Source organism: Yinghuangia soli (assembly GCF_021502675.1).
Classification (GTDB): Bacteria; Actinomycetota; Actinomycetes; order Streptomycetales; family Streptomycetaceae; genus Yinghuangia; species Yinghuangia soli.
Genome location: NZ_JAKFHA010000049.1, coordinates 20,427 through 32,550 on the forward strand (window position 1 = coordinate 20,427; position 12,124 = coordinate 32,550).

The window sequence follows — 12,124 nt, forward strand, 5'->3', positions numbered from 1 at the left end:
GGGCGGCCGGGGCTACTCCGGGAACCAGCGCCGCACACATGCGATCAGTTCCTCGGTGTCGACCGGCTTGGTGACGTGGTCGCTCGCGCCCGCCGCCAGGCTCTTCTCGCGGTCGCCCGGCATGGCCTTCGCGGTCACCGCGATGATCGGCAGGTGGGCGTGGCGCGGGTCGCGCCGGATCTCCTCGGTGGCGGCGTATCCGTCGAGTTCGGGCATCATCACGTCCATCACGACCAGGTCGATCTCCGGGTGCTCGTCGAGCGCCTCGAGGGCCCGGCGGCCGTCGCCGGCCGGGATGACGGTGATCCCGTGCAGTTCCAGGATGCCGCTGAGCGCGTAGAGGTTGCGGGCGTCGTCGTCGGCGACCAGGACGGTACGTCCGCGGAGGCGCTCGTCGGCACCGGACACCGGCCCGGGCTCGACACCCGGGGCCGCGTCCGCGGCTCCGTGCGGCACCCCGTCAGGCGCTCCGAGCGGCGCTCCGTCCGCGGCTCCGCCCAGTCCCCCACCCAGTCCCCCGCCCAGCCCCTCGCCCAGTCCCCCGTCCGGCGCGACGGCTTCCGGGAGCGCGGTCGTCGCCGCGGCGCCTGCCCCGGGACCGGGGCCGGCCGGCCCGTCCCCCAGATCCCGCCGCTCGACCGGCAGGTACAGGGTGAACGTGCTGCCCGCGCCCGGCGTGCTGTCGACGGTGATGGCACCGCCGAGCAGGTCGACGATCTGCCGGGAGATGGAAAGCCCCAGCCCGGTGCCGCCGAACTTGCGGCTGGTGGTGCCGTCGGCCTGCTGGAACGCGCCGAAAATGTTGGCGAGTTGGTGCTGCGCGATGCCCACGCCGGTGTCGTGTACCCGGAAGGCCACCGAACGCCCGTACGCCGCGGCCGCTGCCGGCACCTGGCCCGGATCCGCCGGTTCGATGCGCAGTTCGACGCGGCCCCGCTCGGTGAACTTGACCGCGTTGGACAGCAGATTGCGCAGCACCTGCCGCAGCCGTGCCTCGTCGGTGACCAGTTCGTCCGGCGTGCCAGGCGCGGTCTCGACCGAGAAGCCCAGGCCCTTCACCGCGGTCATCGGCTGGAACGTCGCCTGCACGTAGTCCAAAAGGCCCTGCAGGGCGACGGGTTCGGGGTGGACGTCCATCTTGCCCGCCTCGACCTTCGACAGGTCGAGGATGTCGTTGATGAGCTGGAGCAGGTCGGATCCCGCCGAGTGGATGATGCTCGCGTACTCGACCTGCTTGGCGCTCAGGTTCCGGTTCGGGTTCTGGGCGAGCAGTTGCGCGAGGATCAGCAGGCTGTTGAGCGGGGTGCGGAGTTCGTGGCTCATGTTGGCCAGGAACTCCGATTTGTACGTCGAGGCGAGGGTGAGCTGCCGGGCGCGGTCCTCCAGCTCCTGCCGGGCTTCCTCGATCTCCTGGTTCTTCGCTTCGATGTCGCGGTTCTGGGTGGCCAGCAGCGCGGCCTTCTCGGCGAGTTCGCTGTTGGAGCGCCGCAGTTCCTCCTGCTGGGCCTGCAACTCCGTGGCCAGGCGCTGCGATTCGCCCAGCAGTTCGCCGGTGCGCGCACTCGCGACGATGGTGTTGACGCCGGCCCCGACGATCTCCATGACCTGGCCGAGGAAGGTCCGGTGGATACCGCGGAATGCGGTGAGCGAGGCCAGTTCGATGACGCCGAGGACGCGGTCCTCCACGGTGATCGGCAGCACGATCAGGCTGGCCGGCGCCGCCTGCCCCAGCCCTGAGGACACCGTGACGTAGTCGGGCGGCAGGTCGTCCACGGTGATCGTGCTGCGGCTCCGCGCGGCCTGGCCGACGAGAGTACGGCTGAGCGGGATGCGGTCGGGGCGTCCGCCGTCGAGCGGATAGCCGTACGAGCCGATCAGCACGAGCTCGGCGCCGTCCGGGGACTCCTCCACGAGGTAGAAGGTGCCGTACTGGGCCGAGACCAGCGGCGCCAGTTCGTCCATCACCAGGGCCGCGACGACGGGCAGGTCGCGGTGGCCCTGCATGAGGCCGGAGATGCGGGCGAGGTTCGACTTGAGCCAGTCCTGCTCCTGGTTGGCCCGGGTGGTCTCGCGGAGCGACCCGACCATGGTGTTGATGTTGTCCTTGAGGTCCGCGACCTCGCCGGACGCGTCCACCGTGATCGAACGCGTCAGGTCGCCCTCGGCGACCGCGCTGGTGACTTCCGCGATCGCGCGGACCTGGCGGGTCAGATTCCCGGCCAGTTCGTTGACGTTCTCGGTGAGCCGCTTCCAGGTGCCTTCGACGCCCTCCACCTCGGCCTGGCCGCCGAGGCGCCCTTCCCGGCCGACCTCGCGGGCGACGCGGGTGACCTCGGCGGCGAACGAGGACAGCTGGTCGACCATCGTGTTGATGGTGGTCTTGAGTTCGAGGATCTCGCCGCGGGCGTCGACGTCGATCTTCTTCGACAGGTCGCCGTTGGCGACGGCGGTGGTGACGAGGGCGATGTTGCGGACCTGGCCGGTGAGGTTGTTCGCCATGGAGTTGACGTTGTCCGTGAGGTCTTTCCACGTGCCGGCCACGTTGGGGACGCGGGCCTGGCCGCCGAGCATGCCCTCGGTGCCGACCTCGCGCGCCACCCGGGTCACCTCGTCCGCGAACGAGGAAAGCCGGTCGACCATGGCGTTGATGGTCTCCTTGAGCTCCAGGATCTCGCCGCGCGCCTCGACCCGGATCTTCTGCGAGAGGTCGCCCTGCGCGACCGCGGTCGCGACCTGGGCGATGGACCGCACCTGGCCGGTGAGGTTGCCGGCCATGAAGTTGACCGACTCGGTCAGCTCGCGCCACACGCCGGCCACGCCGGGCAGGTACGCCTGGCCGCCCAGGCGCCCTTCGCTGCCGACCTCGCGGGCCACGCGGGTGACCTCGGAGGTGAACAGCGACAGCTGGTCGACCATGCCGTTGAAGACCGTGCCGATCTCGCCGAGCAGGCCTTCCGCGTCGGCCGGCAGGCGGGTGCCGAAGTCACCGTCGCGGACCGCGGTGAGGCCGGCGAGCAGGCGGCGCAGGTCGGGCTCGGCGGGCGCCGCGGCCGCCGGTGCTCCCGCGGCCGCTGTCCCCGTATCTGCCGGCGTCCCCGCGCCCGGAGCGTGCGATGTGCCCTGTGCTGCGCCCTCGGCGGCGGCACTCCCGGGTTCGGGCCGCCCTTCGGGTGCGGTGTCGGGCATGGGGTCCTCCTCGACGGCAGGGGACGCTGGCATGGTCCAGCCGCACCCCCGCTCCCGAGCGTCCCTCTGCGCCTGGTCCGGCGCAACCGCCCGGGGCTGCTCCCGGGCCTCTGCGGGCGTATACCGGCCGGTCCGGTCGCGCGGAGAACCCGGGATGCCGCGGCTCGGCGGGTGTCCGGTGGGATACGGCCCGGTCGTCAGGCGCGTCGGCCATCCGGGGGATCCGCGGGCGGCGACGCGGCGTCGCCGCCGAGCAGCGGTCCGAGCACCGGTCCGAGTGGAGGTCCGAGCCGGGCGTCGCCGGCCGAAGCCGCGGCCTCGGTCCGGTCGGCCAGCATGTCGACGACGTCCGGCAGCCGCCCGCGCCTGCGGTAGGCCGCACGCTGCTGCTGGGCTGCGTCGCCGCGGCGCAGGACGTTGCCGAGCAGCTTCGCCGCCGTGGCGAAGTCCCCGGCGGCCTGCAGCCCGGGCCGGGCGCGCAGCAGGAGCGCGCGGGCGAGTCTGCGGGCCGGGACCAGGTGTCCGGTCGCGAGGTCGATCCCGGTGCCGGCCAGGCCGTCGCGGGCCGCCCTCCAGTGCGCCGCGCGCAGCAGGTGGTCCGGCACGTCCGGAGCGTCCCGGCCGGCCCGTACGTCGTCCAGCAGGCAGCCGCACAGGCCGCGCAGGAGGGCGGCGGCGAGCAGCGTGGTGCCGAGGTCGGCGTTGGAGTCGGCGATGCGGATCTCCAGCGTCGGATAGCGCTCGGAGAGGCGGGCGTACCAATAGACCATGCGGCGGTCCAGGAGCGTCCCGGAGTCGACCAGGCTGTCGAGCGCCGCGTCGTAGGCGGCGGCGTCGGGGAAGGCCGGGGTGGGCTCGACCGTGGGCCACTTGCCCCACTGGAGCAGCCGCCAGGCCGCGTAGCCGGTGTCCTCGCCCTGCCAGAAGGGCGAGTTCGCCGTGAGCGCCTGGATGGTCGGCAGCCACGGGCGCAGGTGCGCGGCGACGCGTACCGCCTCTTCGCGGTCGCCTATGCCCAGGTGCACGTGGCAGCCGCACAGGCCGTCGCCCAGGGCTCCGACGATGCCCGCGACGCGGTCGGCGATGCCGCGGTAGCGGGGTCCGCGGGTCAGGGCGGGGGAACGCATGCTGCGCAGGACGGGCGTACCGCTCGCGACGAGCCGGCAGTCGGCGGACGCCGCCGCGGCGGCGGCACCGCGGTGCAGGGCCGCCAGGTCGCGCAGCAAGGCGGGGAGGCTGCCGGCCGGTTCGCTCACGGTCTCGACCTGGGTGCGGAGAAACTCCCCCTGCAGGCGGTCGTCGAGTACGTCCTGTCCCCAGGCGAGTACGTCGGGTGCCCGCGGGACGGTCCTGCGGGTCGTCCGGTCGACGAGGAAGAACTCCTCCTCGACGCCGACGGTGAGGACGCCCGGCACGGCGTCAAACGGCATCACGGCGGTGGGTGCCCGCGGAGTGCTCGCCCCCGTGCGGCATGCGGGCCCCGGGAACGCCGCTCAGCAGGGCGACGAACTCGTCGAAGTCGATGGTCCCGGAAGCGTCGGCGTCGTACGTGCGCATCAGCTCCGCCCCGCAGCCTGCCGTTGCGGGGCGGCCGAGCCGGTCGAGGACGGCGAGCAGTTCTCTGGTGTAGAGATGGCCGTCGTGGTCGGTGTCGGCGGCGTCGAACGCGTTGCGGACGTGGCCGAAGTCGTACGGGAAGTCGTTCACGGTCGGGTCCTTCCGTGGTCCGCGCCACCGGGCGGTGCCGGGGATTGCAGCGCCCGGATGGTGCGCTTCGGTCCGCCGCTACCCGTACGCGGCGTGCTCAGGCATCGGATCGGGCACGATTGCCTGCGTGACAACCGGCGTCGTCCGGGTAGCCGCACGAATGCCGGGGCAGTATTACGCCACGGCGGGGCTGCTGCGGTCCCTGCCGCGGCCCGGCGCGACTTCGGCGGGCGCACACGCCATGCTGAAGGCGAAAATGCAGAAAGCAGAATGAAAGACGGACCGCAGCAATGCACGGCGGTCGGCGGGGTGACCGGAGGGGGAGGCAATGTCGGGAGCCGCAGTGGTGGGAGCCGCCGCATGACATCAGGGGAAGAGCCCGAACCGGCCGTGCGGGTCGAAGTGGTCCGCGGGGGCACCCTGGTGGTGCACCTGGACGGGTCGCCCGGCTCGGTACGCGCAGCCAGGCTCGCCGCGGAGCAGTTCCTCGCGACGGACGCCCCGCACGTGCCGGACCGCCCGCCCGCAGCCGGCGCAGCCCCCGGCGGCGCGCCCAAGGCGTCCGTCGACACGCTCATGGTGGTCGGCGAGCTGGTGGCGAACGCCTGCCGGCACGCGCCGGGCCCGTGCCGCCTCACGCTGCGCTGCACGCCGTCCGGCGCCGAGATCACGGTCCGGGACGGCGGCGACCGGCAGCCGCTGGACCGCGGAGTGCGGGCGCCCGGCTACGGGCTGATGATCGTCAAGCGGCTGACCGGCGGGGTCCGGGTGCTGTCGCACGGCGGCGGCAAAACGGTGCAGGCCACGGTGCCGTTCGCGGGCGTCCGCCCTAGGCTTGGTTGACATGGCGACGCCGCTGCTCGGCGTGCCGAACGCGGAGGGACACCGATGACGGCTCCGAAGGACCCCGGCGGCACTCCCGGCGATGCCGTGGACGCCGACTGGACGGTGGTCGCCGCCGACGGCGACATCGACTTCTATTCGGCCGAGGAGTTCGGCGCCAAGCTGGACGCCGTGGCCGGCGACGGCGCGCGGCACATCGTCGTCGACATGAGCACCGCGGGTTTCCTCGATTCGAGCGGTCTGCGCGTCCTTCTCCATACCGCCCGCGAACTCCGGGAATCCGGCGGCATGCTGCGCCTGGCCGCCGCCCCCGAGCAGACGCTCCGCGTCATCGACCTGGCCCAAGTGGGCCCCCTGCTCCCCACCTTCGAGGACGTCGCCACGGCAGCCGGCAGCTGAGGGACGGGCCGGGCCCGGCCGGCCCGTCAGCTGCCGTTCGTGAGGCGGTGCGCCTCGGCGGCGATCACGGATGCGGCGTAGCCGCGGAAGCCCTCCCCCGAGCCGGGCGTGAAGGTGTCGACGGCGCGCCGCAGCCCGCGGCGGGCCGCACGGCGCGGCAGTTCGGCGTCGGTGTGCCTGCGCGCGGGGCCGAGCAGTTCGTCGGCGATGGCATCGGCCATGGGCTGGTTGAGCTCGACGATGCAGTACCGGAAGCGGCCGTACGAGGAGCTCACCGGGTGCAGGGTGCGCAGCCGCGCGAGCAGTCGTTCGGTGATCGCGTCGAGTTGCGCCGGGTCCAGCGCGGTCCGGGCGACGCGCGCGAATTCCTGGATGCGGTTCATCCGGTCGCGGTGGCCGGTGGCCAAGCCGAGGCGCCCCGCCGAAGCGGGGCGCCGGTCGGGTACAGCATCGGGGACAGGGATGTCGGGGGCAGGAACGTCGGAGGACATGTTCGTCGCCTGAGACCGGGGTGCCACTACCAGCGGTACCAGCGGCCTCGGGATCCGCCCGCCCCGGCGCCCCGGAAGAAGAATCCGAGGATCCAGACGACGAGCAGGATGACGGCTATCCACCACAGAGCCTCGAGGGCGAACCCGGCGCCGAACAGGATCAGCACCAACAGAAGGACGAGAAGAAGAGGAATCATGCTGTGCCGCTGCCCTGATGTGCCGGGATGACACGTTCCCGCGCGGGGGGATCGACCGCGGGCGGGGCCGGCCGGTGCGTGACGCGTCGGCCGCCGGGTAGCCGCGAGGCGACCCGGCGCCGGGACGACCAGGTGTCGGTGACCCGATCAGAGGATGTGGTGAGGATGACCCGCGGAGCGCGCACGGCCGTGACGGACGGAGATGCGCCGACCGGACCGCATCGGCCGCCCGCGTTGCCGACAGCGCGCGGGCCGGTGTCGAAGGCGGTGCTGGACGTGCTGCGGCAGGCGCCCGGGAGCGGCGTACCGCCGATCGGGCAGGCACCGGATCCGTGGGGCGAAGACGCGCAACTGGCGCTCTACCTTTGCTATGAGCTGCACTACCGGGACCTCCCCGGCGTTGATGCCGGCTGGGAGTGGGATCCGCAGTTGCTGGCGCTGCGCGCTCGGCTGGAGGAGGCGTTCCTCGCCGCGCTGCGCACGGCCGTCGGCGATCCGGGCAGTGTCGACCTGGCCATGGACGCGGTCCTGCATCCTGCGCGCGGCGGTCCGAAGGGCCCGTCGGCGCTGCTGGTGGAGCGTCCCGACGTGGAGCGGTTCCGCGAGTACGTCGTGCACCGGTCGGTCTTCCAGCTGAAGGAGGCCGACCCGCAGGCGCTGCTGATCCCGCGGCTGGCCGGGCGGGCGAAGGCGGCCGTCGTGGCGGTGGAGTTCGACGAGTTCGGCGCGGGGCGGGCGGAGCGCGTCCATGCGCGCTTGTACGCGGATCTCATGCGCGGGCTCGGGCTCGACGACGGCTGCAACGCCTACCTGGACCGGGTCCCGGCGCCGATGCTGGCGGTGGTGAACGCGATGTCGCTGTTCGGCTGGCACCGGCGGCTGCGGGGTATGGCTGCCGGGCATTTCGCGGCGCTGGAGGCCGGCTCGTCGCCGGGCGCGGCGCGGCTCGCGGATGCGTTGGCGCTGCTCGGCATCGACGATCCTGCGTGCACCGTGTTCTTCACCGAGCATGTCGAAGCGGACGCCGTCCACGAGCAGCTGATGCGCCGCGAGGTGCTGGGCGGACTCCTGGAGGACGAGCCCGGAGCGGCCGCCGACATCGCGTTCGGCATCCGGGTGTCCACGCTGCTGGACGACCGGTTCGGCGCACACGTGCGCGAGGCGTGGGCGGCAGGCCGTTCGTCGCTGCGCGGTGGTCCGCTCGCCTCACTCGCCGCGCGCTGAGGTGCGCCGCGGGCGGGCGCGGTGGCTGGTGTCGCACCAGGGCAGGCGCCTGCTGCGCAGGCAGGTGCAGACGGCGACGACGACGCGTTCCGAGCGTGCGGTCGTCCCGTCCGGCATGGCGACTTCGACCGGGCCTTCGATCAGGACGGGGCCGTTGGGGACGACGGTGATCCCGCGCGGGCATGCCGCGCTCCGGGGCGTCGGGGGACGGTCCTCGCCGTCGTGTTCAGGCTGCTGCCAGGTCGCCACGGATGACCACCAACTCCTCTTCCCGGCAACCAGGTTCGATGATCCCGCAGGATTCCATGTAGGGCGCTCGGGCGGTCAGCACCGGCCCGAAGGGCTGGGTCCGCCGGGCGACGACCCGGGCGCGCAGGCCGGCCGTACGCAGCAGGCGCAGCGTCCGGGGCACCCCGCACAGAGAGGAGTGCACGATCAGGACGGTGCCGCCCGGCCGGAGGATGCCGGGTACGCCCCGGCACAAGCGGTCGAGCAGCAGGCGCCCGTCGCGGCCCGCGTCCCATGACCGCTCGGGACCGCGGTGCGGTGCTTCAGGGCTGGTCGCCGGGACATAGGGCGGGTTGGCCAGGACGAGGTCGAACCGCTCGGCGGCCACCGGCTCCAGCAGGTCGCCGCGGCGTACCCGGAGGCGGAGGCGGCGCCGGAGCCCGTTGACCCGGGCCGACCACACCGCGCGGCGCGAGATGTCCACGGCGGTGACCCGGCGACCGGTGCCCCCGGTCCGGGCCGCGGCCAGCGCCACTGCGCCGGTCCCGGTACCGACGTCCAACACCCGTCGTGCGTCGCCGAATCCGCCTTCGAGATAGGCGGCGACCAGCAGCCAGGTGTCACCTTGGGGCCGGTACGTGCCCGGCAGGCAGAGCAGCTTCATGATCGGCGGCTGCCCTGCGCGCCGCCGCCGAAACGACGCGGCGCGCGTGCCGGACTACGCGGCGCGCGGTGCGGGGATGCCGGCCTGCCCGCTCGGCGACCGGCGCCGTTCGCCGCGGCAAGCACCGCGCAGCCGGACGAAGAGGCGCTCCTCGTGGTCGCTGCGGTGGTCGCGGAACGCCACACGCAGGTTGCCGAGGAGCGTGCCGTACTGCGGCGCGTGGGGCGGGCAGGCGGCCAGTTCGTCCAGGCAGCGGGAGAGGTAACTGTGTGCCCGCAGGCCATGCGCCACGAGTTGGCAGCCACCGGTGACGTTCCGCCGGACGGCCGGATAGATGCGCCGGCATTCGTGGTCGGCGTCGGCACGCAGTACCGCCGCCAAGTCGCCGACGGCCTCACCCACACGGGCACCGCCGCCGTCCACCGCGACCTTGCGCTGCACCTCGGCCAGGGCCTTGTCGATGTCCGCGTGCCGGGCGGCCGACTCCACGATCGCCCGGATCTCCGCGGTGGCCATAACGTCCTCCATCCCTATGCCCCTCGACGCGGGGTCGGCGTCGCCTCCGAAAGTGAGGCATCCAGCCGCTACCCGCCCAAGAACAACGGCACCGGACAACGCCGGGCTGGATTCGGACAGATCCGCTCAGGATCGACCAATTCAGTTGCCACGGACTTCCCGACGAGCGATCCGCAGCGCGGCCGCGTGGACCGCGGCCGACCGGGTAGCCGCCGCGCGAGCCGCGTACGACGCACAGCGGCACTGCTGGAGGAGGCCCCCGATGCGAGAGCCGACACCGGAGCGGATCGCCGATCCCTGGGGCCGCCGCACACCGTACGAGCGCGGCACGCCCTGGCCGGAACGCGTCGACACCGAGCTGGCCCCCGGCGTACGCCCTGAGGACGTGGAGCGCTGGGTCCCGTCCGCATCGCTCCTGCACTCCAACGGGGACGCGATGGACATCGCCGTGGCCGGCGGCCGGATCGCCGGCGTCCGCGGGCGCGCGGGCGACCGGGTGAACCGCGGCCGGCTCGGCCCCAAGGACCTGTTCGGCTGGCAGGCCGGAGCCGCCCCCGACCGGCTGGCCACTCCCCTGGTCCGGCGCGACGGCCACTTGGTGCCGTGCGACTGGGACACCGCGTTGGAGGTCATCGCCGACCGCACCCGCGAGCTGCTCGCCGGCCCCGGCCCGGAGGCGATCGGGTTCCACACCAGCGGCCAGTTGTTCCTGGAGGAGTCGTACACGCTCGCGGTCATCGCCCGCGCCGGGATCGGCACTCCGCACCTGGACGGCAACACCCGGCTGTGCACGGCGACCGCTGCCGAGGCGCTCAAGGAGTCGTTCGGGTCCGACGGTCAGCCGGGCTCGTACGACGACATCGACCACACCGATGCCGTCGCGCTCTTCGGGCACAACGCGGCCGAGACGCAGCCGGTGCTGTGGATGCGGATCCTGGACCGGCTGGCCGGGACCTCCCCGCCGGAGCTGCTGTGCGTGGACCCGCGTCCCACCCGGGTGGCCCGCGCCGCGACCGTGCACCTGGCCGCGCGGCCCGGCACGAACGTCGCCCTGCTCAACGCGCTTCTGCACGAGGTGATCCGCGCCGGACACACCGCCCCGGACTGGATCGCGGCCCATACCGTCGGCTTCGAACGGCTCGCCGAGCAGGTCTCCGCCTGCACCCCGAAGTGGGCCGCGGACATCTGCGACGTGCCGCAGGCCCGCATCGAGGAGGCCGCCGAACTGCTCGGCAGCGCACCGCGCCTGGTGTCCACCGTGCTCCAGGGCATCTACCAGTCCCACCAGGCCACCGCTGCGGCCGTGCAGGTGAACAACCTGCACCTGATCCGCGGCATGCTCGGCCGGCCCGGATGCGGCGTCCTGCAGATGAACGGCCAGCCCACCGCCCAGAACACCCGCGAGTGCGGCGCGAACGGCGACCTGCCGGGCTTCCGCAACTGGGCCGACCCGGCGCACGTGGCCGACCTCGCGCGGGTGTGGAACGTCGACCCCGAGGCCATCCCGCACGATGCCGCGCCGACCCCGGCCATGGAGATCTTCGAACGGGCCCGGCAAGGCCGCATCCGCATGCTGTGGATCATCGGCACGAACCCTGCCGTGTCCCTCCCGCACCTCGGCCGCGTCCGCGAAACCCTTTCCGACCGCGGCCTGTTCACCGTCGTCCAGGACCTTTTCCGCACCGAGACCGCGCACTTCGCCGACGCCGTGCTGCCGGCCGCGACCTGGGGCGAGAAGACCGGGACGTTCACCAACGCCGACCGCACCGTGCACATCAGCGGCAAGGCCGTCGATCCGCCCGGCATCGCCCGCAGCGACCTGGACATCTTCCTCGACTACGCGCGGCGCATGGACTTCCGCGACCGGGACGGCGGCCCGCTCGTGCCCTGGACCGACGCCGAGTCCGCGTTCGCCGCCTGGCAGGACTGCAGCGCGGGCCGCCCCTGCGACTACACGGCGATCACGTACGAGCGGCTGCGCAACGGCGGGATCCAGTGGCCGTGCAACGCGGAACACCCCGCCGGCACCGAGCGCTTGTACGCCGACGGAGCCGTATGGGCCGCACCGGATCAGTGCGAGACGTACGGCAAGGACCTCATTACCGGGGATCCGCTCGACCGGGACGACTACCTGCGCCTGAACCCGCACGGCAAGGCGATGATCAAGCCGGCCCCGTACGTCCCTCCGGACGAGCCGACCGACGCCGAGTACCCGCTCCACCTCACCACCGGCCGCGGCCTCTACCAGTTCCACACGCGCACCAAGACCGGCCGCGTGCCGGCCCTGAACGACGCCGCACCGCGGGTCTGGGCCGAACTCTCCCCCGCCACCGCGGCCGCTCTGGACCTCGCGGAAGGCGACCTGGTCGAGGTCCGCACCGCCCGCGGCAGCGTGCAGGCGCCGCTGCGCCTGGCCGCGTTGCGCGACGACACCGTGTTCGTGCCCTTCCACTACGGCTACTGGGACACCGAAGCGGCCTGCGGCCCCGACGCGCCCGGCACCGGGAGCGCCGCCAACGAGGCCACCCCGACGCAGTGCGACCCCGTCTCGCAGCAGCCGCTGTTCAAGACCGGCGCGGCGGCCGTGACCCTGGTGTCCCGAGCCGGCGGGACCCCCTCCGCATCGGGTCCTGTCTGGGTGGCGTGACCGGTTCGGCACGGCACCGAAG

At 73.2% G+C, this 12,124-nt stretch carries 12 protein-coding genes; 4 read left to right on the forward strand and 8 right to left on the reverse strand.

The genetic code is table 11. The annotated features are described in order from the left end of the window. Window positions 1–12: 12 nt before the first annotated feature. From LZ495_RS40320 to LZ495_RS40330, 3 genes are all read right to left on the reverse strand, one after another. Complete coding sequence (locus LZ495_RS40320) at window positions 13–3,186, reverse strand: HAMP domain-containing protein (RefSeq protein WP_235058208.1); 3,174 nt, start codon at window positions 3,184–3,186, stop codon at window positions 13–15. 197 nt (window positions 3,187–3,383) lie between these two features. After that, the gene (locus LZ495_RS40325) at window positions 3,384–4,616 is read right to left on the reverse strand and encodes a carboxylate-amine ligase (protein ID WP_235058209.1); all 1,233 of its coding nucleotides are present in this window, start codon (window positions 4,614–4,616) and stop codon (window positions 3,384–3,386) included. After that, entirely contained in the window at window positions 4,606–4,893 is a 288-nt protein-coding gene (locus tag LZ495_RS40330; protein WP_235058210.1) for an EF-hand domain-containing protein, read from the reverse strand. The genes LZ495_RS40325 and LZ495_RS40330 overlap by 11 nt, the downstream gene beginning before the upstream one ends. A gap of 360 nt (window positions 4,894–5,253) precedes the next feature. Here LZ495_RS40330 and LZ495_RS40335 point away from each other — a divergent pair, with 360 nt between their 5' ends. Both LZ495_RS40335 and LZ495_RS40340 read left to right on the forward strand, forming a co-directional pair. Next, a complete protein-coding gene (locus tag LZ495_RS40335) occupies window positions 5,254–5,736 on the forward strand; it encodes an ATP-binding protein (protein WP_235058211.1) in 483 nt (160 codons plus the stop codon). A gap of 45 nt (window positions 5,737–5,781) precedes the next feature. Next, window positions 5,782–6,135, forward strand: coding sequence for an STAS domain-containing protein (locus LZ495_RS40340; protein ID WP_235058212.1), 354 nt, complete (start codon window positions 5,782–5,784; stop codon window positions 6,133–6,135). A gap of 26 nt (window positions 6,136–6,161) precedes the next feature. Here LZ495_RS40340 and LZ495_RS40345 read toward each other — a convergent pair whose 3' ends face one another. Next, complete coding sequence (locus LZ495_RS40345) at window positions 6,162–6,626, reverse strand: hypothetical protein (protein ID WP_235058213.1); 465 nt, start codon at window positions 6,624–6,626, stop codon at window positions 6,162–6,164. 26 nt (window positions 6,627–6,652) lie between these two features. Continuing rightward, window positions 6,653–6,823 carry a DUF5670 family protein gene (locus tag LZ495_RS40350; protein ID WP_235058214.1) on the reverse strand — a complete coding sequence of 57 codons (171 nt, stop codon included), beginning with the start codon at window positions 6,821–6,823 and terminating at the stop codon, window positions 6,653–6,655. A gap of 255 nt (window positions 6,824–7,078) precedes the next feature. Here LZ495_RS40350 and LZ495_RS40355 point away from each other — a divergent pair, with 255 nt between their 5' ends. Next, complete coding sequence (locus tag LZ495_RS40355) at window positions 7,079–8,047, forward strand: iron-containing redox enzyme family protein (protein WP_235058215.1); 969 nt, start codon at window positions 7,079–7,081, stop codon at window positions 8,045–8,047. Here the strand turns inward: LZ495_RS40355 and LZ495_RS40360 are convergent. From LZ495_RS40360 to LZ495_RS40370, 3 genes are read right to left on the reverse strand one after another with little or no spacing between them, the layout of a single operon-like run. Further along, window positions 8,030–8,296 (reverse strand): CDGSH iron-sulfur domain-containing protein, encoded by a 267-nt coding sequence (locus LZ495_RS40360; protein ID WP_372498714.1) that lies wholly within the window; start codon window positions 8,294–8,296, stop codon window positions 8,030–8,032. The two genes, LZ495_RS40355 and LZ495_RS40360, sit on opposite strands and share 18 nt — an antisense overlap. After that, the gene (locus LZ495_RS40365) at window positions 8,274–8,939 is read right to left on the reverse strand and encodes a HemK2/MTQ2 family protein methyltransferase (protein ID WP_235058216.1); all 666 of its coding nucleotides are present in this window, start codon (window positions 8,937–8,939) and stop codon (window positions 8,274–8,276) included. Before LZ495_RS40365 ends, LZ495_RS40360 begins: the two co-directional genes overlap by 23 nt. Before the next feature lie 54 nt (window positions 8,940–8,993). Next, entirely contained in the window at window positions 8,994–9,467 is a 474-nt protein-coding gene (locus tag LZ495_RS40370; protein ID WP_235058217.1) for a hypothetical protein, read from the reverse strand. A 250-nt stretch (window positions 9,468–9,717) separates the two neighbouring features. On the opposite strand from LZ495_RS40370, the gene LZ495_RS40375 reads away from it, so the two are divergent. Continuing rightward, entirely contained in the window at window positions 9,718–12,102 is a 2,385-nt protein-coding gene (locus LZ495_RS40375; protein WP_235058218.1) for a molybdopterin oxidoreductase family protein, read from the forward strand. Window positions 12,103–12,124: the final 22 nt, after the last annotated feature.